Genomic DNA, 22,999 nt, shown 5'->3' on the forward strand with positions numbered 1-22,999 from the left:
AGCAACAAGCCCATCCTAGGCCAGGATCTCACCCTTCAAAAGATGCCCCGCACCCTCTTGACGGCTCAATTCTTTCGTGACGAAAGTAAGTGACCGACGGGCCTTGAGGCAGAGCCTGCCGATAAGGGAGCCACGATGACCATCGCCTCCAACAGTCCACCGATCCGTCGAAGAACAAGACGGGCGCCCGGAAGTGGGTCGCGTATCTGGCCTCCGACAAGTGCCAGACCGTGGTCGGCGCGTACGGGGTCGTCTTCCCGGCCACGCCGGCCGGCACCGAGGCCGCCGTCGCCGGATACGAGAAGAAGGGCATCGACGTCTCGGCCTTCACCGAACCGGTGGCCGACACGGAGAACTTCCGGACCTTCTCCTACCCGATCACCAACTACGCGGCGGACGTCACGGCGCTCATGAAGCCCGCGATGGAGGACATCTACGGCAACAGCGCGCCGGTGAGCGGCCTCGACGAGACCAACGCCCAGATCAACCTGATTCTCGACCAGTGACACAACCCATGACTCGACCAGTGTCTCGATCAGTGAAGGACACCTCTTACATGACGTTCTCCCTCGGCATCGTCGGCGCCGGCCAGTTCTCCGGCCAGTTCGCCACGCTGTTCCAGGCCCACCCGGGTGTCAGTGACGTCTACGTCACCGATCTGCTGCCCGAGCGGGCCGAGCAACTCGCCGCCGCACAGGGACTCGCCGGTACGTTCCCCTCGTACGAGGCGATGCTGGAGTCGAAGGCGGTGGACGCCGTCGCGATCTTCACCCAGCGCTGGACACACGGGCCGCTGGTGCTCCAGGGCCTGGGCGCCGGCAAGCACGTGTACTCCGCGGTCCCCATGGCGATCACCACGGAGGAGATAGCGGCGATCATCGACGCGGTCCGGGCGACCGGGCTGACGTACATGATGGGTGAGACCAGCCAGTACAACCCGGCGACCGTACACGCCCGCAACCAGATCGCCGAGGGCGCCTTCGGGCGGCTCTTCTACGCCGAGGGCGACTACGTCCACGACATGGATCTGGGGTTCTACGAGGCGTACCAGTACAGCGGCGGCGAGAACTGGAAGGCGACCGCGAGCTATCCGCCGCTGCTGTACCCGACGCACTCGGTGGGCGGGGTGCTCGGGGCCTGGCAGACGCACGCGGTGAGCGTGTCGGCGATCGGGGTGGTCGACGGGCGCGGGGACGGTGTCTTCGACAAGGAGGTCAGCCAGTTCGGCAACGACTTCTCCAACGCGACCGCGCTGTTCGAGGTGGCGGGCGGCGGTTCGTTCCGTACGAACGAGTTCCGGCGGGTGGGCTATCCGTCGCAGATCCGGGAGTCGCGTTTCCGGTTCTTCGGGACGGACGCCAGCATGGAGCAGCTCGCCACGGTGGCGTTGTGGCAGGACAAGAAGGGGGTGAAGGACATCAGCGAGCTCCTTGAGCCCAAGCCCACCTTGTCCCCCGACGACCCCTCACTCCAGCACATCTCGCCGGATCTGCGGGCCGCCTTCACCTCCGGTTCGGCGCCGGTGCACGACCGGTCGCGGCTGCCGCGGGAGTTCGACAACCTGCACAACGGTCACGAGGGCAGCCACCACTTCCTGGTGGACGACTTCGTGACCGCCGTCAACACACGGACCCTGCCGTCGGTGAACGCGTGGGCGGCGGCCCGCTACACCCTGCCGGGCATCGTGGCGCACGAGTCCGCGCGGCAGGGTGGGGTGCGACTGGAGATCCCGGACTTCGGGGACGCGCCCGAGGCGTGACGTTTCACCGCCCTCCGCGAGCCGGGCTCCTGGTTGCGTGTCAGGTGCCCGGCTTGCGGCCGTACACGTAGACGTCGTCGCCCTTCTTCAGCAGCGACCAGTACTTCTTGGCGTCGGTCTTCGTCAGGTTGACGCAGCCACGGGAGCCGGGCGGGTTCCACATGCTGACGGCGGCGGCGTGGAAGGCCTGGCCGCCGTCGAAGAACTGGCTGTACGGCATCGGCACGTCGTAGATCGACGACACGTGGTCGATGTCGCGCCAGTAGATCTTCTTCAGGCCGGTGCGGGTCTCGTAGCCGTCACGGCCGGTACGGACGGGCACGGGTCCGTAGACGAGCTTCTTGCCGTCCTGGATCCAGCTCAGCTGGAGGGTGAGGTTGACGCAGGCTATCCGGCCCTTGTTGGTCGGGCACTTGCCGGCCTTGTTGGGGTTCTTGCCGACGGCCTTCTGCTTGTTCATGAGGTCCATCACGCCCCAGGTGACGGAACCCGCGTAGCCGATGTTCGGTGTGATGCCGTGCTTGGTCTGGAAGGCCTTGATCGCCTTGCAGTCGGCGGCGGACTGCTTGCCGTCGACCGGGCGGCCGAGGAACTTCTCCACCTGCTTCTGGTACGGCCCTGTCTGCGTCGTACAACTCGCCGCCTGCGCGGGCGCGGTGCCCAGCGCGAGCGCGAGCGGTGTCAGCAGGCCGGTGATCGTGAGCGCTACGGCGCCTCTTCTTCCTCTGTCCCCCATGGTCAGCCTTTCCCTCTCCCCTGCATCGGTCGTTGTGTGTACGTAGACAGGCGGCGGGGCTGGGCGGTTGTGGCGTTGCTCGCGTTGAGACAGAACAGTTACACGGCGAGAATTTCGGATATAGAGTTCTCCCCATGAGCAACAGCGATTCCGTAACGCGCGTGGCCCTCAAGAAAATCACCCCTGATGTGTCCGGTGCGATGGGCTCCCTGCACGCCGCCGCCGTTTCCGCGGCGCGGGACGCGAAGGTCGAGCCGGAGATTCTCGAACTGATCCGCATTCGCGCGTCGCAGATCAACGGCTGCGCGTTCTGTCTGGACATGCACACCAAGGACGCCCGCGCCCAGGGCGAGACCGAGCAGCGGATCTACGCGCTCAACGCGTGGGAGGAGACCCCCTTCTTCACCGCCCGCGAGCGCGCCGCACTGGCGTTGACCGAGGCGGTGACGCTGGTCCACGACGGGCATGTCCCGGATTCCGTCTACGCGGCGGCCGCCGAGGTCTTCGACGAGGAGCAGATCGCGGCACTGATCTGGGCTGCCACCGTCATCAACGCGTACAACCGGATCGCCATCGCGACCCGAATGGTTCCGGGGGCTTACCAGCCCGCCCAGAAGTAGACCGGAATCCCTCCGGGAAACTTCCGGAACTTCGGGAACGGATTTCCCTGATTCAGGAACGCCGAATTACGCCGGGCCGTATCGAATGCGGCCCGGCGCTTATCCGTATGCGTATCTGTATCCGTATCTTTTTCTCAGTTGTCGGGGAGCGGCTCCATCAGGCCGTCCAGCCATTCCCGCCATTCCGGAGCGTGGACGGCCGGGCCGGCGGTCATCGGCCGCCCGGTCCAGGCGGCGACCGGCCGGATCCCGTGGAGGGCGTTGACGAGCCACACCTCACGGCCGTCGAGCTCGGCCAGGGAGCGCTCGCGGTGGGCGACGCGGACGCCGATGGTCGCGGCCCGCTCCTGGATGAGCCCCATGGTGACGCCGGCGAGGACGGGGAGGCGTGGCGGCGGCGTACAGAGGGTGTCGTCCTCCCACCACACGATGCTGGAGTTGGCGGACTCCAGGACCAGTCCCGAGGGCGCGATCAGTACGGCCTCGTCGGCGCCGGTGCCGGCCGCCCGTCCCCGCACCCGGGCCAGGACGTCCAGGTCCGGCCCCTTGCGGCGGGGCACGGTACGCGGGTCGGCCTGGCCGGCCGCCCAGACCCGTACGTCCGGGGTGAGGGCCGGCGCGTGCCGGAGCAGCAGCCTCAACTCCAGTGATCCCGCCGCGAGTTCCACGCGGGGGAACCACTCCCCCGTGCGCGGCAGCGCGGTCGTCATGTCCTTCCAGAACTCCACGACCTGTTCCAGAGGCGGTGCTCCGCACTCGCCGCAGCCCCGCAGGAACCGCTCCCGGTGCCGGTCGAAACCGCGCACCCGTCCGTCACGCAACAGCCACGAGTCCGCGACCAGGAGGCGTCCGCTCTGCGCCGGGCCAGGGGTCAGGCCCCGCCCCGGCGACCAGGTCGACAGACCTTCCGCGATGGCCGGTTGTGTCACTCCGTACTCCATCGGTCTTTCCGTTTCAGTACTTGCGGCCCGCGACGGCCGGGGACCCGTGCCGGGGTCCGTAGGGCGCGTGCTCCAGCCAGGCGCCGCAGCGGGGCACGACGGGCGCGAGGGCGGCCGCGGCGCGCTGCTTGACGCGGAGGATACGGCGCCGGGGCCGCAGATGGTCCAGGGCCGTGCCGGCGGCGGCGCTGTTGAACAGGCCCGCCGAGCGCCGGACCGCGGCGAAGGAGGCGACCGCTTCGGGCCTGCCGTCGGCGACGGCTTCGGCAGCGGCGGCCGCGTCCGCGATACCACTGTTCATGCCGCGGGCCCCGAACGGCGGGAAGAGGTGGGCCGCCTCGCCGACGAGCAGCACCCGGCGGTGCGGGTCGGTGAAGGCGGCGGCAACCTTGCGCAGGAAGCGGTACGTGGACACCCACAGGATCCGCTCGCCGTAGCCCTCGCCCACCACCTTCGGCAGCCAGCGCCGTACGGCCTCCTCGGTGCCGTACTCCTGCGCCGCGTCGTCGTCGCGGCACTGGAGGTCGACCTGGAAACCTCCGGTGAACGGCACCCGCATGACGCTGCGGCCGCCGAGGTCCGGGTGCTCGTAGTGGAAGACCCGCTCCAGGGGCAGCTCGGCTCCGGGGATGTCGGCGATGTCCGCGACGACGTGGAAGCCGTCGCCATGGGTGCCCTCCAGGGGGATGCCCAGTTCGCGCCGTACGGCGGAGCGGGCGCCGTCGGCGGCCACGGCGTGGGTGCCCGTCCAGGTACGGCCGTCCTCGTCGGTGAGCCGCACTCCGGTCGGATCGGTGTGCACGCCGGTGATTCTGGCGTCCCACGCGAACTCCACGCCCGCGTCCTGGCAGGCGGCGAGCAGGAAGCGCTCGGTGTCGACCTGGCGGAGGCTGGTGAAGGGCGGAGTGCCGGTGGGCGGGGGGAAGGTGCGGGAGTACACCTCGCGGCCCCGGTACAGGGTCCGCTTGGTCTGCCAGGTCCGGCCGTACGCGGCGATCTCGGCCGCCAGTCCCGGGCGCATCCCTTCGAGGAGTTCCAGGGTCTCGCGGTGGACGAACAGGGCGCGGCTACCCGGGCGTTCGCGGCCCTCGGGGTCGGCTTCGAGCAGGGTGACGGGGAGGTCGTGGGCGCGCAGGGCGAGGGCCGCGGAGAGGCCCACGGGGCCGGCGCCCACGACGAGGACGGGCGAAGTCGTCATGTGCGGGCGCTCTCGGTCAGCATGCGGGTGATCTCGACCCGTTTGACCTTCCAGGTGGAGGTCATGGGCAGCTCCTCGAACCGCCACTGTCGGGGCTCCGCCATGGTCGGCAGGTCGGCGGTGGCCTCCCGCCAGCGCCGCAGGTCCAGGGGGCGTTCGCCGCGTACGCACACCACGGGGACGGGTTCGCGGTCGACGCCGGGCACGATGACGACCTCGCGCAGCTCCTCCAGACGGGACATCAGGGTGTCCTCGACCTCCAGGTTGCTGTGCACGGAGTCGATCTGGTCGATCTCACGGTCGATCAGATAGAGGGCGCCCCAGCGGCTCTGGTAGCCCATGTCGCCCATCTGCCACCAGCCGCCGTCGAGTTGGCGCAGATAGCGCTCGCGGGCGCCGAGGTAGGTGAGGATACGGCCCCGGGTGCGGGCCTCGATCCGGCCGGGGGCGCCGGGGCGGACCCGGCGGCCGTCCTCGTCCGCGACCCGGACGCGGGTGAAGCCCGGGATGCCGATGCCGACCCTGCGGCCGTCGGCGCGGGCGGCGCTGCGGCGCGTGAACCACTGGAAGGCGACCGGGCCGGTCTCGCTCTGCCCGTACAGCTGGATGAGCCACGGCGAGCGCCGCCCGGACGCGTCGAGGAGCCGCTGCACGGTACGCGGGTGGATGGCGTCGAAGGTGGAGCCGTACGAGCGGACGCGGGCCAGCGGCGCCCCGGGGGCGTCCGCCAGTTCCTCCCACAGGACGAAGGTGTTGGGGTGGGTCTCGACGATGCCGGGGCGGTGGCGGGCCAGCAGCGGGCCCACGTTCGCCGGTTCGGGATCGGTGATGAGGACCAGCGGGCTGCCGAAGTGCAGCAGGACACCGAGCAGATGGTAGAAGCGCGAGTGCACGAAGGACATGTGCAGGGCGGCTGTCTCGCCCCGGGTGGGCCAGCCCATCGCCTTCTGCGGGACGAGCCGGTTCCACATCGTGTTCGGGCAGTGCACTGCCAGCTTGGGGAGGCCGGTGGTGCCCGAGCTGTGGGTGATGAGCGAGGGGTCGCGGGGGTGGAGGCGCACGGCGGCCGGGGTCTCGGCGCCGGCGTACTTCCGCAGCGGTTCGGCGCCGGGGGCGTCGTCGACGGAGAGGGTACGGCGTACGAGTCCGGTGAGTTCGACGTCGTTCAGGGGGCCTTCGAGCTTGGCCCGGTCGGTGATCAGCCAGGGCTTGTGGAGGCGTTCGAGGAGCTGACCGACGACGGGGCCCGCGAGGCCGGGCGACAGGAGCACGGGGACGGCGCCGATACGGGAGACCGCGCAGGTCAGCAGCACGATGTCGACGTTGTCCGTCTTGTGGACCACGACCTGCTCGGAGGGGCGCACGCCCGCTTCCCAGAGACGGCCGGAGAGTTCGTCGACCACGTCGGCGAGGACCGGGTAGGTGAGGTCGGTCCCGAGGGCCGGGTTGACGTCGAGAGGGCGGTCCAGGGTGACGAAGACGGGCCCGTGGCGGTCGGCGGCCTCCCTGAGCATCGAGCCCAGGTAGAAGCCGCGCCCGGCGAGTGTTTCCGGCCGGCGAGTGGCCTGATGCTGGTCGCGCATATGGCCAGACCTTTCTGCGGGGGTGGAGGTGTCGGCCATGACTCACCACGCTCCTTGGCGGACGAGGTGACGGCGGAGCTTGCCGGTCGCGGTACGCGGCAACGTGGGGACGAAGCTCACGCTGCGGGGGACCTTGAAGGCGGCCAGCTTGTCGCGGGCCATGCAGATGAGTTCGGCCTCCAGGCCCACGGCGATGGGGGGTACGGGAATGACGAAGGCCCGCAGCTTGCTGGCGCCGCGCTCGTCGGTGACGGCCACGACGGCGACGTCCCGGACCGCCGGGTGGGTGCGCAGCAGGGCCTCCACCTCCAGCGGGGAGACGGTGATGCCGCCGACCATCTCCATGTCGTCGGCCCGGCCCAAGTGCCGATAGGTGCCGTCCGGTTCGCGGCGGGCCCGGTCCCGGGTGTTGAGCCAGCCGCCGACCAGGGCACGCTCGGTCTCCTCGGGCCGGTTGAGGTAGCCGGGGGTCACCGTCGGCCCGCGCACCCAGAGCTCGCCCGCCTCGCCGTCCGGAACCGGGGTGCCCGCGCGGTCGCGGAGTTCGACCTCGAAGCCGGGTACGGGGCGGCCGACCGTGCCGGGGTGGTTGTGGTCGAAGCTGTTGGCGCAGAACGCGTGGCCGGCCTCGGTGGAGCCGATCTGTTCGAGGACGGGGGCGCCGAGCAGCTCCGTGACCTGCTTGCCGAGCCCCGCGGGCATTCCCTCGCCGGCCGACACCGCCGCGCGCACCGAGGCGAAGCAGTCCTCGTGCCCGTTGGCCCGGTCGGTGACGAGGGCGGCGTACGCCGACGGCACCGAGTAGAGCAGGGTCACGCGGTGACGGGCGACGAGTTCGTCCACGACGGCCGGGGTGGGGCGGCGGTCGGTGAGGACCGCGCTGGAGCCGGAGAAGAGGGGGAAGACGAAGGCGTTGCCGAAGCCGTAGGCGAAGTACAGGCGGGAGACGGAGAGGGTGACGTCGTCCTGGGTGATGCGCAGCAGCCTCCGGCCTATCAGGTCGTGGTAGGTCTTGGGGTCGCTGTGGACGTGGACGACTCCCTTGGGGCGGCCTGTCGTTCCGGAGGTGTACTGAATGTAGAGAGGCATGTGGGCGTCGACGGGATGGGCCGTCTTCATGGGCTTGGCCGTGGCACTCAGAGCCATCAGTTGGTCGGCACCGAGGCGCGCCGCTGGGACGGTCGTGGGGACAGCGCGGGTTGTTTGTGGCTGGTCGCGCCCGCGCGGCGGAGCCGCAAATGTCACAGCCCCGCGGCCCTTGACTTCGTGGCCGCCGGCCGGGAAGTGATGGTCCGCGCCCGGTCCTGTCACCCACAGAACTACCTCTGTGTCCTCTGCCATGAACTGGAGTTCGGGTGGGGTGAGTTCGGGGTTGACCAGGACCGCGACCGCGCCCAGGCGGGCGACGGCCAGGAATGTGGTCACCCAGGCGATGGAGTCCGGGAGGGCCAGCAGTACCCGGTCTCCCGGGCGTACTCCATGGTCGGTCAGGACCGTGGCGGCACGGGACGCGAGGTCGTGGATCCCACCGTGGGTGTGGGCGCGGTGGCCCTGGTGGAAGGCCGGGCGGTCGGTCCAGCCGTGGCGTTCGGCGAGTGCGGCGAGGTGGGCCGCGAGGTTGCCGGGGGCGTCGGCGTCGGCGTGGAGCCGGGCGGGCTGGGACGTCGTCATGATTGTCATCGCGTCGGCTCCTCGGTGACGGCCGGGGCCCGGGTGTGCTCGCGGTGGGCCCGCATCAGGGCGGCGGTCTTCAGCAGCATCTCGTCGTACTCGGCGGCCGGGTCGGAGTCGAGGACGATCGCGCCGCCCGCGCCCAGGTGCATACGGCCGCCCTGGAACACGGCGGTGCGGATGACGATGTTGAGGTCGGCGCCGCCGGCGCAGCCGAGATAGCCGAGCGCTCCCGAGTACACGCCGCGGGCCTCGGTCTCCAACTCGTCGATGATCTCCATGGTGCGGAGCTTGGGCGCCCCGGTCATGGATCCGCCCGGGAAGCAGGCCCGGACGCAGTCCACGGCGTCGGTTCCCTCGCGCAGCCTGCCCTCGACGGTGGAGACCAGTTGGTGCACGGTGGCGTAGGTCTCGGTGGCCATGAGGCGCGGGACGCGTACGGTGCCGGTCTTCGACACCCTGCCCAGGTCGTTGCGGAGGAGGTCGACGATCATCAGGTTCTCGGCGCGCGTCTTGGCGTCGCTGGCGAGCTCGTCGCGCAGCCGGTCGTCCTCCTCCGGGGTTCCACCACGTGGTGCGGTGCCCTTGATGGGCTTGGCCTCGGCGAGGCCGTCGCGGGTGATCCGCAGGAAGCGCTCGGGGGACGAGCCCGCGACATCGAGGTCGCCGAACCTGAGGTAGGCCGCGTACGGGGCCGGGTTGATGCGGCGAAGGACCCGGTAGAAGTCGTACGGGTCGTACGGCGCGGGTAACCGCACGGCGTTGGTCAGGCAGACCTCGTAGCTGGTGCCGGCCTTCAGCTCGTCCTGGCAGGCCTCGATGTCGGCGAGGTAGGTGGCGCGGTCGCGGACGAGCCAGGGCTCGGCGGCGCGGGGGTACGGCTCGGCGGAGCACGGGGTGTCCCGGGTCTCCGTGGCCACGAAGGTCAGCTGGGCCGTCGCGGTGTCGAGCCAGTCTGCGGCCTGGCGGGCGGCTGCCGGGGTGTCCTCGGCCAGGCAGACGGCGTAGGTGGCGCCCTCCTCGTGGTCGACGGCGATCAGCCGGTCCGCGAACAGCCAGCAGGCGTCCGGGGTTTCGGCCGTGTGCCGGTTCGGGGAGCCGGTGTCGGCCTTCAACTCGTAGCCGAAGTAGCCGACATAGCCGCCGGTGAAGTCGAAGGGCAGGCTCGACGCGTCGATCTTGCGGCTGGCCAGCTGCCGCTTCAGATAGTCGAAGACGCTCGCCTGGACCTTGCGCGTGGGCCGCCCCTCCCGCTCGATCTCGCACAGGCCGCTGTCGACGTCGTAGCGGACGAACTCGGCGAGCGGACCACTGCCGTCGCCGAAGAACGAGAACCGGGACAGGCCCTCCTCGACACGCGAGCTGTCCAGCCAGAACGCGCGCGGCGCGTCGGCGTACATGCGGGTGAAGGCGGCCTCGGCGTCGACGGCGGTGGCGATCCGGCGGGTGTGCAGCCGGTACGCGGGGCCGGGAGCTCGTCGGGGACGGGGGATCGCGCCGGTGAGGGAGGTGACCGCGGTGTTCTTCGTCCGTGGGCTGCCGGCCCGTTCCGCCGTGAGATTGCGGAAGTTGACCAGCAGGCGGTGGCCGTGGTCGGTGAGGATCGACTCCGGGTGGAACTGCACGCCCCACAGCGGCCGTTCACGGTGGCGCAGGCCCATGAGGACGCCGTCCTCGGACCAGGCCGTGGGCTGCAGGGTCGACGGCAGCGGCTCGCGCACGGACAGCGAGTGGTAGCGGACGACGGTGAAGTTCTGCGGCAGACCGCGGAACAGGTCACGGCCGTCGTGCCGGACGGTCGACAGGTGGCCGTGGCGGGGCCACGGGGCCGACTCGACCTCGGCCCGCTCCCCCACCGCGATGCCCTGGTGGCCCAGGCAGACGCCGAGCACGGGGATCGTGGCCTCGGCGATCACGCGGGCGGCGATACCGAAGTCGCGTGGCTCGGCGGGGTGGCCCGGTCCCGGCGACACCACCACGTTGTCGAATTCCCGCAGCTTTGGCATGTCGTCGGCCGCGGCGTCGTTCAGTACCACCACCGGCTCCTCGCCGTTGACCTCGGCGATCAGCTGGAACAGGTTGTACGTGTACGAGTCGTAATTGTCGATGAGCAGAGTCTTCACCCGCCCACCTCCCTCTGATCGCTCTCGGACCTAGGCGGTCCGTCGTTTGTGCCGGCCGCGCAGCGCCTGCAGCGGCGGATACAGCCACTTCTTCAGAAATCTCTGGAGTCTCGGCATGAGAATCCAGGTGACGATGGCCGTCACGGACAGGCACAACAGAAGTGTACGGAAAAGCGGATTCAGGTCGTTGAGATAGGGAAGAACCGCCAGGTTGAACAGGAGCACGGGTGGGAAAACCGCGCTCATATTCACCAGCCACAGTTTCCATTTCGGGGGCGGGCGCGGGGCGGCCGGCGCCGGCTCCCGGGCGGTCTGGGCGTCGAACCATGCCTTGGAGCCCACCACACTGCGGCGGGCGGTCTCCCGGGCGAGTCCTTCGGCGCGGGCCGCCCACTGGGCGCAGGCCAGCGAGTTCTCCCAGGTCCGGGCCGATTCCTCACTGTCGAAGCGGTAGACCACATGCCACTCCGCCTCTCCGTCGACGAGTACGCCTCCCCCCAGAAAACCCGGCTGCTGCGCGGTCGTACGCAGCGCGGCCCACCCCCAGGAGTGGAAGTCGGCCTCGCGCCCCGGCACCACGTGATACGCGACGGTGACGGTAACGGGATTCCTGCTCACGCCGTCGAATACGCGAAGAACCGCGACCCCGTTCAAATCTTCAACGAACTTTTTCAACTGTCCGTATCGCACCTTTGAGAGGGCTTTCATCCTCCTTGACGGCTTCTGTCGAGAAGAACGCCCAGCAGTACGCCCGGGTAACTTGCTTGGATTCTTTGGAAGCGGTTGCCCGAAGAACGAGAAAAGGCGCACCATCGCAATCCGGCTCCGCTGGAAAGCGCAGGAAGCGAAGGAGAGCCATGTCCAGGTACGACTGGGATATGAATCACGAGGGAATCGACCGGGCTCGCGCCGCGATCGAACCCGTACGGAAAGAAGTGACCGCGCACCCGATCTACCAGCGGATCAACAGCCGCGCGGACATGGCCGTCTTCATGGAGCACCACGTATTCGCCGTGTGGGACTTCATGTCCCTCCTCAAGTCCCTTCAGCGTGATCTGACCTGTGTGGACGTCCCCTGGGTGCCGCGCGGGTCGGAGGTGAGCCGGCGGCTCATCAACGACATCGTCCTCGTCGAGGAGAGCGACGAGTTGGGCGGCGGGTTCACCAGTCACTTCGAGCTGTACCGGTCGGGCATGGGCGAGGCGGGCGCGGACACATCACGTCTCGACACGTTCCTGGGGCTGATCGAGGAGGGCCACGATGTGCCCGCGGCGCTTCGGGTCGCCCAAGTGCCCGCTCCCGCTGCGGACTTCGTCCGTACGACGTTCGGCATCATCTCGGAGCGGCCGTTGCACTGCCGGGCCGCGGCGTTCGCGTTCTCACGGGAAGACCTGATCCCCGATATGTTCGATCAGGTGATCAAGAAGGAGGGGACCGAGCGGTTTCCGCTATTCTGCGACTACCTCGCGCGGCACATCGAGGTGGACGGGGAGGAGCACACGCCGATGGCCATGGCGATGGTCGCGGATCTGTGCGGGGGTGAGGACGTGCGATGGCAGCAGGCCGTCGAGACGGCTGTGGTCGCGCTGGAGGCGAGGTCTCGACTGTGGGACGGCATCACGGAGGCCATGCGGTAAGGGGCCGCGTCGCACCGGAACGCCTCCGCCGCCAGGCGCCGCCCCCGCAGGTCGGCCACCGTCGTCTCGGCCGCGGCCAGGTCCACGTCGGTGACGAGCACTTGGGCGCCCTCCTGTGCGAGCGGCGGTGACGGCGCCGACAACCGCGTGCGGCCCCCGTGATGAGCACCCCGTACCCCTTCGAAGCGTCCCGTCGTCGCAGGCATACGGCGAACGTACGGGGCGCGGCATCGGCGTGACATGCCACGCGATCGCCCAGGCAGCTGCTACGCGATCTTGGAACGGCTACCTTGTGTGCTCATGTCAGCCTTCATCCAGCAACTCCCGGCCCTGATAGGCGTGATCATCGGCGCGCTGGGCTCCTACCTGGTCGTCGTGCGCGGTGAGCGGGTCCGGTTCCGCCAGGAGCAGACCGCCCGCTGGGAGGAGCGGCGGCTCGCGGTGTACGCCGACTACGCACGCGACCTGAAGAAGTCCGTCACCCTGACCTACCGGATCGCCTCCCACCTCGGCAACGATCCGCATCCCCATCCGCTCTCCCCGGAGGAGGCCGCGCCCCTCCTGGCCGAGGCGACGGTCGCCCGGGATCCCTCCGGTGAGGCGCTGATTCTGCTCGGCAGCCCGGAGGTGGTGGAGAGGGCGCGGGCGTGGGTGGTCACGGTGATGGAGATGGAGGAGTTCCTGCGCGGCGAGACCCGCGATCCGGCGGCCTGGCAGGCACTGCTGGACCGGCAGCGCGCCGGGCGGGAGGGGTACTACCGCGCGGTGCGGAAGGACCTGGCGCTCCCGCCCGGCCACTCCGCCCGCTGGTCGTTGCCGGCGTCCGTCAACCGGGGGTGAGCGGCGGCCGGTTCAGCGGTACCCCGTCGTGTCGGCCGGCTTCCCCGCGTCCTGGACCTCGACGAGATAACGCCACGCGTCGGGGCGGCTGCCGTCGAGGTCGGTGAAGCCGTACACCTGGGCGAGGCCGCCGCTGGAGAGGGACTCGCCGTTGAAGCGGGCGACTTCGGGGTCGGCTGCCAGGGCGGCGACGGCGCGGCCGACGTAGCGCGGGGTCTCGGAGATGGCGAAGTGGGGGACGCGGTCGAGGGCGTCGCGCCAGTTGTCCTCGCTGACGTCGTAGTGGTCGAGCATCATCTCCGAGCGCAGCCACCCGGGGGTGAGGGCGACGGCGGTGGCGCCGCGCGGGCCGAGTTCGTGGCCCAGCGCGAACGCCATGCGGAGGACGGAGGACTTGGCGAGGTCGTAGAAGAAGGACACCCGGTAGTTCTCGCGGTTGTAGTCGTCCGTGCCGTCGGTCATCTCGACCACGAGGCCGCCGGGGTTGCGCAGGAGCAGGGGCAGCGCGTGGTGGTTGGTGATGGCGTGCGTCTCGACGGCGAGTCGCAGCAGCCGCAGGCCGTTGTCGAGGTCGTGCTCCCAGACCGGGCTGTCCCATGCGAAGAGCTTCTCGCCGCCCCAGATGTCGTTGACGAGGACATCGAGCCGGCCCTGCTCGTCCGAGATACGGTCCACCAGGGTCCGGACCTGTGACGGTTCGAGATGGTCGGTGGGTACGGGGATGCCCTGGCCGCCCGCCTCGGTGACCAGGTCGGCGGTGTCCTCCAGGGTCTCCGGGCGGTCGTACTCGGAGCGGTGCGCGCGGGTGGTGCGGCCGGTCACATAGACCGTGGCTCCGGCCGCGCCCAGTTCGACGGCGATCCCCCGGCCCGCGCCGCGCGACGCCCCCGCGACCAGGGCGACTTTGCCGTCCAGCGATTTCGTCATGTCCGACCTCCCGTGTGTGTGGCTGCGATCTTCAGGGACGCCTGGTGTGCGTCGGCGTCCACGACACGAGGGTGTCTTGGAAGCCGGACATCTTCTGTCGGGTTTTCGGACCGGGGCCGACTGCCATGCCTTCGCGGCAGTCGGCCCCGGTCGGTACTCAGTGGCCGCGGGCGATCCACTCCTCCAGATGCGGTGCCTCGGCTCCGATCGTCGTGCTGTCGCCGTGGCCGGTGCGGACGACCGTGTCCGGTGGGAGGGCCAGGAGACGGTCGCGGATGGAGTCGATGATGGTCGGGAAGTGGGAGTAGGAGCGGCCGGTGGCGCCGGGGCCGCCGGCGAAGAGGGTGTCGCCGGTGAAGACGGTGCCGAGGCCGGGGTCGTACAGGCAGACGGCGCCCGGGGCGTGGCCGGGGGTGTGCAGGACGGTCAGGTCGGCGCCGGCGGCCTCGATGATCTGGCCGTCGGCCAGCCAGTGGTCGGGCAGGCGGTCGGGGTGGGTCTGCTTCCACAGCGGCAGGTCGTCCGGGTGGAGCCAGATCGGTGCGCCGGTGCGCTCGGCGAGGGCGGGCGCGGCGTCGATGTGGTCGTTGTGGGCGTGGGTGCAGACGATGGCCGACAGCCTGCGGTCGCCGACCGCCTCGGCGATGGCGTCGGCGTCGTGGGCGGCGTCGATGACGATCACCTCGTGGTCGTCGCCGACGAGCCAGACGTTGTTGTCGACGTCCCAGGTGCCGCCGTCGAGGCTGAACTGGCCCGAGGTGACGAGGTGTTCGATGCGCGCGGCCATCAGAGCGTCACCACCGAACGCAGGACGTCGCCGCCGTGCATCCGCTCGAAGGCCTTCTCCACGTCGTCGAGTCCGATGGTCTCGGTGACGAACGCCTCCAGATCCAGTCGGCCCTGGAGGTAGAGGTTGATCAGCATGGGGAAGTCCCGGTCCGGCAGGCAGTCGCCGTACCAACTCGACTTGAGCGCGCCGCCGCGGCCGAAGACGTCCAGCAGCGGCAGTTCCAGTTTCATCTCGGGTGTCGGTACGCCGACGAGGACGACCGTGCCGGCCAGGTCGCGGGCGTAGAAGGCCTGCTTGTACGTCTCGGGGCGGCCGACCGCCTCGATGACGACGTCGGCGCCGAAGCCGCCGGTCAGCTCGCGGATCGCCTCGACCGGGTCGGTGTCCTTGGAGTTGACGGTGTGGGTGGCGCCGATGTTCTTGGCGGTGGTCAGCTTCCGGTCGTCGATGTCCACGGCGATGATCTTCTCGGCGCCGGCCAGCCGGGACCCGGCGATGGCCGCGTCCCCGACGCCGCCGCAGCCGATGACGGCGACGCTGTCGCCCCGGCCCACGTTGCCGGTGTTGATCGCGGCTCCGATACCGGCCATCACCCCGCAGCCCAGCAGTCCGGCGACCGCGGGGGCTGCTGCCGGGTCGACCTTGGTGCACTGCCCGGCGGCGACGAGCGTCTTGTCCGCGAAGGCGCCGATGCCGAGGGCGGGTGACAGTTCCTGTCCGGTCGAGGCGAGGGTCATCTTCTGGGTGGCGTTGTGCGTGGCGAAGCAGTACCAGGGCCGCCCACGTCGGCAGGCCCGGCAATTGCCGCACACCGCACGCCAGTTGAGGATGACGAAATCACCGGGAGCCACGTCCGTGACGCCCGCGCCGACCGCCTCCACCACACCGGCGGCCTCATGGCCGAGCAGGAAGGGGAAGTCGTCGTTGATGCCCCCCTGCTTGTAGTGCAGGTCGGTGTGGCACACCCCGCACGCCTGCACCTGCACCACGGCCTCCCCCGGCCCCGGATCGGGGACGACGATGGTCTCGATCCGCACCGGTTCGTTCCTGCCCGGTGCGATCACGCCGCGTACTTCCTGCGCCATGGTGAACCCTTCCTTCGATCCCAGGTGGACGGTCGCCCGCCCATGGTCACCCTACGGACCGACCAGCCGGTAAGGCCTCCGGCGGGTGCGGAACCGTGGCCGAAAAGGCTGCCACTGGATACCCCCCTAGGTATCCCTGCTACTGTGTCCTACATACCCCCTGGGGTATTTTCGGATCCGAACGAGGAGAGGAGTGCCGCCATGTACTTCGTCGACACCATCGAGGTGCCGGGGCTGGGTAACCGCGGCTATCTGGCGGGCGGCCCGCGCGGCGCCGTGGCGGTCGATCCACCGCGGGACATCGACCGGATGATCACGGCCGCTGCCCGGCGGGACGTGCGGATCGCGTACGTCGTCGAGACGCACGTCCACAACGACTACGTCACCGGCGGCCTGGAGCTCGCCCGGCTGACCGGCGCCGCCTACCTGGTGCCCGCCGCGGCACGGGTGGCCTACCAGCGGGTGCCGGTGCACGACGGCGACACCGTGGAGGTCGAAGCGGGTCTGACGCTGCGCGCCGTGGCCACCCCGGGGCACACCCCGCACCACACCGCGTACGTCCTTCAGGAGGGCGGCCGTGCGGTGGCCGCGTTCACCGGCGGCTCCCTGCTCATCGGCACGGTCGGGCGCCCGGATCTGGTCGAGCCCCGGCTGACCGGCGAGCTGGCCCGCGCCCAGCATGCCTCGGCGCACCGGCTGGCCGAGACGCTGCCGGACGACACCCGGGTCCTGCCGACACACGGCTTCGGCAGCTTCTGTGCCTCCGGGCGGCCGACGGGCGACACCACGACCGTCGGGCACGAGCGGGTCACCAACGAAGCCCTGGTCAAGGACGAGGAGACGTTCGTCGCCGAACTGCTGGCCGCGCTCGACGACGTACCGGCGTACTACACGCACATGGGACCCGCCAACGCGCAGGGGCCCGCCCCGGTGGACCTGACCCCGCCGGCCCTGGCGGATGCCGAGGAGATCGCCGCGCGGCTGGCGGCGGGTGAGTGGGTCGTGGACCTGCGCAACCGGGTCGCGTTCGCCGAGGGGCATGTGGCTGGGACGGTGAACTTCGAGGCGGACGGGCAGCTCGCCACGTATCTCGCCTGGCTGCTGCCGTGGGGCAAGCCGGTGACGCTGCTCGCCGAGTCGGCGGAGCAACTCGCCGATGCCCAGCGAGAGTTGGTGCGGGTCGGCATCGACCGTCCCGCCGCGGCGGCGACCGGCTCACCCGTCGACTGGCTGCGCGAGAGCGAGCGAGCGCGCTCCTTCCCGCGCGGCACCTTCGCCGACCTGGCGAAGGCCTACGGCGACGGGGACGGGGTGGTCGTGCTCGACGTCCGGCGTGACTCCGAGCGTGCGGCGGGGCATATCGCGGGCTCGACACACATCCCGGTGCACCGGCTGCGCGACCGGCTCGGCGAGATACCCGACGGCACCGTGTGGGTGCACTGCGCCGGCGGGATGCGGGCCGGCATCGCCGCCTCGCTGCTCGACGCGGCCGGGCGGAACGTGGTGGCCGTGGACGACGGATTCGCGTCCGCGGCCGAGGCCGGGCTGCCCATGGCGCGCATCACGCCGGTCCGGGCCCACGAACGCACCGGCGCGGACGGCGACGCCGTACTCCTCGATGTCCGTGAGCCGGAGGAATGGGCGGCTGGGCATGCTCCGGCCGCGGTGCACACCCCGTTGTCCGCGCTCACGGCCGGGGCTCCCCTGCCCCGGCACGCCCAGCACCGCCCCCTCGTCGCGATCTGCCGCTCCGGCCGGCGTTCCCAGGAGGCCGCCACCCTGCTCCGGGCCCGCGGCGCGGACGTGGTGGACGTCAGCGGGGGCATGCTGGCGTGGGCGGAGGCGGGGCTGCCCGTGGTCACCGAGGCCTCGCCCGGCACGACCGGTGGCCCGGCGGCGTGAGCACTCTCCTTCTCGCCCTGCTCGCCGGGGGCGTGATCGGGCTGTCGCTCGGAGCGCTGGGCGGTGGGGGCAGTGTGCTCGCGGTGCCCGCGCTGATCTATCTGCTCGGTTTCACCCCGGCCGCGGCGACGACGGCGAGCCTGGTGATCGTCACGGTCACGTCGGCGACCGCACTGGCCGCGCACACCCGGGCGGGGACGGTACGCCTGCGTGGCGGGGCCCTGTTCGCGGCGGCGGGTCTGGCGCCCTCGGTGCTGGGCGGCACGCTGTCCGCGGGTCTGCCGCCCGCCCTGCTGACCGGGGCCTTCGCGGTGGTGGCGGGGCTGGCCGCGTACCGGATGCTGCGGCCCTCGGCCACGCGGCGGGAGGAGTCGACCGTACGGACGAGCCGGGTCGCCCTGTCCGGGGCCGGGCTCGGCGCGGTCACCGGTGTGCTCGGGGTGGGCGGCGGTTTCCTCGCCGTACCGGCCCTGGTGAACGTGGTGCGGCTGCGCATGCGCGACGCCGTGGGCACCAGCCTGCTCGTCATCACGGTGAACTCGCTGGCCGCGCTGGCCGCTCGCGCGGGCGCCGCCGAAAGCCTCGACTGGGCGGTCGTCGCCCCGTTCGCCGGGGCCGCGATCCTCGGCGCCTGGGACGGCAAGCGGCTGGCCGACAAGGTCTCCGGGGACACCCTCCGGCGGATCTTCGCCTGGGTACTGCTGGCGGTGGCCGCGTTCATGCTGGTGGACGCGATGATGTGACCCGGCCGCACCGCCTGGCCCTGGGGACAGCGCGGCCGCGCGCCGGACCCCTCACGCCAGCGACAGGAACAGCTTCTCCAGTCGGGCCCGCATCTGCTCGGTGCTCTCCCCGTTCCGCTCGTTCTTCTGGGCGTCGGTAATGCACTGCTGCAAGCCGGTGGCGATGATCGCGAAGCCCGCCCGGTCGAGGGCGCGCGAGGCGGCCGCGAGTTGGGTGACAACGTCCTCGCAGTCGCGTCCCTCCTCGATCATCTTGATCACTCCTGAGATCTGTCCCTCTGCCCGACGCAGCCGGTTCAGCACCGACTTGAGCTCATCACCTTCGAACTGCAGATCCACTGTCACCCACTCCTCTATATACCCTTGGGGGTATCTTAGCGCCCCCGCACCCACACTCATGAAGGGATCAAGGAACACCATGACCACTCCCCTCACTCCCCGCCCCCTCGACACCCGGCAGGCCCGCGAGCGGCTGCCGCGGCTGACCGTCGTCGATGTCCGTACGCCCGGCGAGTACGCCTCCGGGCATCTGCCCGGCGCCCTGAACGTTCCCCTCGACCAGCTGGAGCGCGCGCTTCCCACGCTGAAGGAGTCGCCGGAGTCCGCCGCCGAGCTGCTGGTCGTGTGTGCGTCGGGGGCCCGGTCCGAGAAGGCGTGCGCGCTGCTCGCCGAGCACGGTATCGCGGCGGCCACCCTCACCGGCGGTACGAGCGCCTGGGCGGCCGCCGGTCATGATCTGCACCGCCCGGCCGGGGGCTCGCGGACCACCTGGGCGATGGAGCGGCAGGTGCGGTTCACCGCCGGTGCGCTCGTCCTCGTCGGGCTGGGCCTCGGCCTGCTGCACCCGGCCTGGCAGTTGCTCTCGGCGGGGATCGCGGGCGGTCTCGTGTTCTCGGCCCTCACCAACACCTGCGGCATGGCCGTGATGTTGGGGAAGCTGCCGCACAACCGCCCGCGCGCCGCTGACCTCGACGCCACGCTGTCCGCGCTCGCCGCCCGCAGAGCGCGGTAGCGGGTACGGGAGTTGCGGGACCGGAGGGCGCCGGCTGCCGATCGAAAAGGCCTTCCCGGCGCTCCTCACCCCCGACGTAGGCTGAAGCTCCGCGCCCCGTCCCCACTCCCCGACCGATCTGCCGAGGAGCTTCGTGAGCACCCCTGAGACCAGAGCCGAACAGCAGCCCGCATGGCGGCAATTGCTCGGCTATGTACGACCCCACCGTTGGGCACTTCTGCTGGGCGCACTGCTGTCCCTCGTCACCGGCGCGACCGGTCTCGCACTGCCCCTGGTGGCCCGCGAGCTGATCGACGACCTCTCGCACGACCGGGCCATCACCTGGGCCCTGGTCCTGATGTCGGTGCTGGTCGTCGGCAACGCGGCGCTGGGCGCGCTGGGTTCGTACGTACTGCGGCGCACGGCGGAGTCGGTGGTGCTCGGTGCGCGGCGCGCGCTGTCGTCGTATCTGCTGCGGCTGCGCATCACGGCGGTCGACCGCACCGAGCCGGGCGACCTGATGGCGCGAATAACCTCCGACACCACCCTGCTGCGCGAGGTCACCACCGACACGCTCGTGGGCCTCGGCACCGGCGGGCTCACGCTGGTCGCGACGGTGGTGCTGATGGGTCTGGTCGACCCGGTGCTGCTGATCGTCACCCTCGGCGTGATTCTCGGCGCGGGCACGGTGTTCGGGGTGATCGTGCCGCGCATCAACCGGGCGAGCCGTGCCGCGCAGGACGCGGTCGGCGCGATGGGCGCCTCGCTGGAGCGGATCCTCGGCGCGCTGCGCACGGTCAAGGCGTCCGGTGCCGAGCACCGCGAGGAGGAGACCATCCACGCGGCGGCCAGGGAGTCGTGGCGGCAGAGCGTACGGGCCGCCAAGTGGTCGGCGGCCGCGGGCAACACGGCCGGGCTGGCCATGCAGATGGCGTTCATCACCGTGCTGGCGGTGGGCGGCGCCCGGGTCGCGACCGGCGCGATCGACGTGGGCACGCTGGTGGCGTTCCTGCTGTACGTCTTCTATCTGATGTCGCCCATTCAGCAGGTCGTGGGCGCGATCACCCAGTACCAGACCGGCGCCGCCGCGCTCGCCCGCATCCAGGAGGCGCTGCGTCTGCCCGCCGAGCCGGCCGCCCGGCCCGCGCCGCTGCCGGCGCCCGACGCGGAACCAGCCGCCCTGGCCTTCGACGACGTCCGTTTCCGCTACGCCGACGACCTTCCGTACGTCCACCACGGGGTGACCTTCGAGGTGCCGGCCCGGGGCATGACGGCGTTCGTGGGGCCCTCGGGCGCGGGCAAGACCACGGTTTTCTCCCTCATCGAGCGGTTCTACGACCCCGAGGCGGGCGTCATCACGGTCGACGGCTGTGATGTCACCGAGTGGGAACTCGCGGAACTGCGGTCGGCGATCGGCTATGTGGAGCAGGACGCGCCCGTGCTGTCCGGCTCCCTGCGCGACAACCTGCTGCTGGGCAACCCGGAGGCCGGCGAGAACGATGTCGCACGGGTGTTGAAGACGACCCGGCTCGACGGTCTGGTCGCCAAGCTCCCGCAGGGGCTTCAGACCCTGGTCGGCCATCGGGGCACCAAGCTCTCCGGCGGTGAGCGTCAGCGCGTCGCCATCGCCCGGGCCCTGCTGCGCCGCCCACGGCTGCTGCTGCTCGACGAGGCGACCAGTCAGCTGGACGCGGTGAACGAGGCGGCGCTGCGGGACACGGTCGCCGATGTGTCCCGTACGACCACGGTGCTGGTCGTCGCCCACCGGCTGTCCACGGTGACGATGGCCGACCGCATCGTCGTCATGGACGCCGGGCGCGTCCGCGCGGTCGGCACCCATCGTGAACTGGTGGCCGCCGACCCGCTGTACGCGGAGTTGGCGGCCACACAGTTCCTGGCGTCCGATCAGAACGGCGATCAGAAGGGGTAGTGCGCCTGCTGGGTGGCGATGGTCAGCCAGCGGGTGTTCGAGAAGGCCTCGATGCCCCAGCGGCCGCCGAACCGCCCGTAGCCGGAGGCCTTCACGCCGCCGAAGGGGGCCTGCGGTTCGTCAGCCACGGACTGGTCGTTGATGTGCACGATCCCGGTGCGGATCCGGCGCGCGACGGCCAGGCCGTGGGTGGCGTTCTCGGTGATGATGCCGCAGGTCAGGCCGTTGTCGGTGTCGTTCGCGATCTCCACGGCGGTGTCGTCGGCGGCGAACGTCTCCAGGACGCAGAGCGGGCCGAAGGACTCCGTGTAGTAGAGGTCGGCGTCCTTGGGGACGTTGGTGAGCACGGTCGCCGGGTGTACGGCGCCCTCCGGCTGTCCGCCCCCGGTGAGCACCGTGGCGCCCTTGGCGACCGCGTCCTTCACCAGAGCCGCGATCCGCTCGGCGGCCGAGGCGCTGACCAGCGGTCCGACCACCGTGTGCGGGTCGTTCGGGTCGCCGGACTGCAGAGTGGAGACCTTGGCGGTGAACTTCTGCGCGAACTCCTCGGCCAGCGACTCGTGGACGAGGATCCGGTCGCCGGACATGCAGATCTGTCCGGCGTTCATGAAGACGCTGAAGGTGACGGCGTCGACCGCGTAGTCCACGTCGGCGTCGTCGAGCACGATGACCGCGTTCTTGCCGCCCAACTCCAGTACGGCGGGCTTGAGATGGCGTGCCGAGAGCTCACCGATGATCCGGCCGACGCCGGTGGAGCCGGTGAAGTTCACCGCCCGCACCCGCGGGTCCGAGACCAGCGCCTCGGCGATCTCCGCCGCGTCCGCGCGGTCGTTGGTGACCACGTTGAGCACGCCGTCGGGCAGCCCCGCCTCCCGGAACACGTCCGCGACCAGCAGCCCGCAGGCGATGGGCGCGTCCTCGCTGGGCTTGACGACGACGGTGTTGCCCGCGGCGAGCGGTGCCGCCACGGCGCGTACGCCGAGGATGACGGGCGCGTTCCAGGGGGCGAACGCGGCGACCACGCCCAGCGGTTCGCGCACCGCGAGGCCCAGCGCGCCCTGTTGCTGGCTGCTGAGCACCTCACCGCGCGGCGCGGTGATCGCGGCCGCCGCCTCACGCAGGATGTTGGCGGCCAGCATCACGTTGAACAGTGCCCAGGGCCGGGTGCCGCCCGCCTCGCGTGCCATGATCTCGGCGACCTGCTCGCCCCGGCCCTCCAGCAGATCGGCGGCCTTGAAGAAGATCGCGCGCCGGGCGAAGGGAGCGAGCGCCGCCCACTCCTCGAACGCCGCGTCGGCGGCGTCCACGGCCCGCCGGACGTCTTCGGGACCTGCCGCCGCGACGGTCGCGTACACCTCCCCGGTGTACGGGTCGAGGTCTTCGGCGGTGCGGCCGGACGTGGCGGGCACGTCCTTGCCACCGATCAACAGGTCACGGGCTATGGCCATGGTGCGGCTTCCTCGGGGTACGTATCGACGACTTGTACGCGGGGTACGCGGGAGAAACGCAATGTGCGGGTTTGT

General features: G+C 70.7%; 20 protein-coding genes and 2 pseudogenes. 10 read left to right on the top strand and 12 right to left on the bottom strand.

Translation table 11 applies throughout. The annotated features are described in order from the left end of the window. Positions 1-167 precede the first annotated feature (167 nt). Together CES90_RS00435 and CES90_RS00440 are read left to right on the top strand one after the other, a co-directional pair. Positions 168-506, top strand: a pseudogene (locus tag CES90_RS00435) (sugar ABC transporter substrate-binding protein); the annotation flags it as partial. A 50-nt stretch (positions 507-556) separates the two neighbouring features. Continuing rightward, positions 557-1,759, top strand: coding sequence for a Gfo/Idh/MocA family protein (locus CES90_RS00440; RefSeq protein ID WP_189782073.1), 1,203 nt, complete (start codon positions 557-559; stop codon positions 1,757-1,759). A gap of 40 nt (positions 1,760-1,799) precedes the next feature. Here the strand turns inward: CES90_RS00440 and CES90_RS00445 are convergent, their stop codons facing one another. Next, on the bottom strand, positions 1,800-2,495 hold the full coding sequence (locus CES90_RS00445) for a L,D-transpeptidase family protein (RefSeq protein ID WP_189782072.1): 696 nt from the start codon (positions 2,493-2,495) through the stop codon (positions 1,800-1,802). 134 nt (positions 2,496-2,629) lie between these two features. On the opposite strand from CES90_RS00445, the gene CES90_RS00450 reads away from it, so the two are divergent. Next, entirely contained in the window at positions 2,630-3,115 is a 486-nt protein-coding gene (locus CES90_RS00450) for a carboxymuconolactone decarboxylase family protein (protein ID WP_189782071.1), read from the top strand. A 134-nt stretch (positions 3,116-3,249) separates the two neighbouring features. Here the strand turns inward: CES90_RS00450 and CES90_RS00455 are convergent, their stop codons facing one another. Genes CES90_RS00455 through CES90_RS00480 form a run of 6 tightly spaced genes read right to left on the bottom strand, consistent with a single transcriptional unit; the run spans position 3,250 to position 11,339 of the window. Next, positions 3,250-4,044, bottom strand: coding sequence for an aminotransferase class IV (locus CES90_RS00455; RefSeq protein WP_189782070.1), 795 nt, complete (start codon positions 4,042-4,044; stop codon positions 3,250-3,252). Between the two features lie 25 nt (positions 4,045-4,069). Then, positions 4,070-5,254 carry an FAD-dependent monooxygenase gene (locus tag CES90_RS00460; RefSeq protein ID WP_189782069.1) on the bottom strand — a complete coding sequence of 395 codons (1,185 nt, stop codon included), beginning with the start codon at positions 5,252-5,254 and terminating at the stop codon, positions 4,070-4,072. Then, a complete protein-coding gene (locus CES90_RS00465) occupies positions 5,251-6,876 on the bottom strand; it encodes a class I adenylate-forming enzyme family protein (RefSeq protein ID WP_189782068.1) in 1,626 nt (541 codons plus the stop codon). Before CES90_RS00465 ends, CES90_RS00460 begins: the two co-directional genes overlap by 4 nt. 3 nt (positions 6,877-6,879) lie before the next feature. After that, entirely contained in the window at positions 6,880-8,517 is a 1,638-nt protein-coding gene (locus CES90_RS00470; RefSeq protein WP_189782067.1) for an AMP-binding protein, read from the bottom strand. Then, positions 8,514-10,631 (bottom strand): aminodeoxychorismate synthase component I, encoded by a 2,118-nt coding sequence (gene pabB / locus CES90_RS00475; RefSeq protein ID WP_189782066.1) that lies wholly within the window; start codon positions 10,629-10,631, stop codon positions 8,514-8,516. The genes CES90_RS00470 and pabB overlap by 4 nt, the downstream gene beginning before the upstream one ends. Positions 10,632-10,661: 30 nt before the next feature. Further along, entirely contained in the window at positions 10,662-11,339 is a 678-nt protein-coding gene (locus tag CES90_RS00480; RefSeq protein WP_229913704.1) for an antibiotic biosynthesis monooxygenase, read from the bottom strand. Positions 11,340-11,509: 170 nt separating this feature from the next. Between CES90_RS00480 and CES90_RS00485 the strand changes: the two genes are divergently transcribed. Continuing rightward, entirely contained in the window at positions 11,510-12,268 is a 759-nt protein-coding gene (locus tag CES90_RS00485) for a DUF3050 domain-containing protein (RefSeq protein ID WP_229913703.1), read from the top strand. A gap of 300 nt (positions 12,269-12,568) precedes the next feature. Beyond that, positions 12,569-13,108: a hypothetical protein gene (locus CES90_RS00490; RefSeq protein ID WP_189782064.1), complete on the top strand. Its 540-nt coding sequence runs from the start codon at positions 12,569-12,571 to the stop codon at positions 13,106-13,108. 12 nt (positions 13,109-13,120) lie between these two features. Here CES90_RS00490 and CES90_RS00495 read toward each other — a convergent pair whose 3' ends face one another. From CES90_RS00495 to CES90_RS00505, 3 genes are all read right to left on the bottom strand, one after another. Next, the gene (locus CES90_RS00495; RefSeq protein WP_189782063.1) at positions 13,121-14,035 is read right to left on the bottom strand and encodes an SDR family oxidoreductase; all 915 of its coding nucleotides are present in this window, start codon (positions 14,033-14,035) and stop codon (positions 13,121-13,123) included. 157 nt (positions 14,036-14,192) lie between these two features. Then, entirely contained in the window at positions 14,193-14,822 is a 630-nt protein-coding gene (locus CES90_RS00500; RefSeq protein ID WP_189782062.1) for an MBL fold metallo-hydrolase, read from the bottom strand. Continuing rightward, positions 14,822-15,910: an S-(hydroxymethyl)mycothiol dehydrogenase gene (locus CES90_RS00505; RefSeq protein ID WP_189782061.1), complete on the bottom strand. Its 1,089-nt coding sequence runs from the start codon at positions 15,908-15,910 to the stop codon at positions 14,822-14,824. Before CES90_RS00505 ends, CES90_RS00500 begins: the two co-directional genes overlap by 1 nt. 201 nt (positions 15,911-16,111) lie before the next feature. On the opposite strand from CES90_RS00505, the pseudogene CES90_RS00510 reads away from it, so the two are divergent. The 3 genes and pseudogenes from CES90_RS00510 to CES90_RS00515 all read left to right on the top strand — a co-directional run. Further along, positions 16,112-17,458: pseudogene (locus CES90_RS00510) on the top strand (MBL fold metallo-hydrolase); the annotation flags it as partial. Between the two features lie 3 nt (positions 17,459-17,461). Then, complete coding sequence (locus CES90_RS49165) at positions 17,462-17,812, top strand: rhodanese-like domain-containing protein (protein WP_229913713.1); 351 nt, start codon at positions 17,462-17,464, stop codon at positions 17,810-17,812. Beyond that, entirely contained in the window at positions 17,809-18,555 is a 747-nt protein-coding gene (locus CES90_RS00515) for a sulfite exporter TauE/SafE family protein (RefSeq protein ID WP_189782059.1), read from the top strand. The genes CES90_RS49165 and CES90_RS00515 overlap by 4 nt, the downstream gene beginning before the upstream one ends. 51 nt (positions 18,556-18,606) lie before the next feature. Here CES90_RS00515 and CES90_RS00520 read toward each other — a convergent pair whose 3' ends face one another. Continuing rightward, on the bottom strand, positions 18,607-18,894 hold the full coding sequence (locus CES90_RS00520) for a metal-sensitive transcriptional regulator (RefSeq protein ID WP_189782165.1): 288 nt from the start codon (positions 18,892-18,894) through the stop codon (positions 18,607-18,609). 79 nt (positions 18,895-18,973) lie between these two features. Between CES90_RS00520 and CES90_RS00525 the strand changes: the two genes are divergently transcribed. Then, positions 18,974-19,567, top strand: a complete 594-nt coding sequence (locus CES90_RS00525; protein ID WP_189782058.1) for a rhodanese-like domain-containing protein — start codon at positions 18,974-18,976, stop codon at positions 19,565-19,567. Between the two features lie 133 nt (positions 19,568-19,700). Continuing rightward, positions 19,701-21,476 (top strand): ABC transporter ATP-binding protein, encoded by a 1,776-nt coding sequence (locus CES90_RS00530; RefSeq protein ID WP_189782057.1) that lies wholly within the window; start codon positions 19,701-19,703, stop codon positions 21,474-21,476. Here CES90_RS00530 and CES90_RS00535 read toward each other — a convergent pair. Beyond that, positions 21,464-22,924 (bottom strand): aldehyde dehydrogenase family protein, encoded by a 1,461-nt coding sequence (locus tag CES90_RS00535; RefSeq protein WP_189782056.1) that lies wholly within the window; start codon positions 22,922-22,924, stop codon positions 21,464-21,466. The genes CES90_RS00530 and CES90_RS00535 overlap by 13 nt on opposite strands. Between the last annotated feature and the right edge of the window lie 75 nt (positions 22,925-22,999).

This window comes from Streptomyces capitiformicae (genome assembly GCF_002214185.1).
GTDB lineage: Bacteria > Actinomycetota > Actinomycetes > Streptomycetales > Streptomycetaceae > Streptomyces > Streptomyces capitiformicae.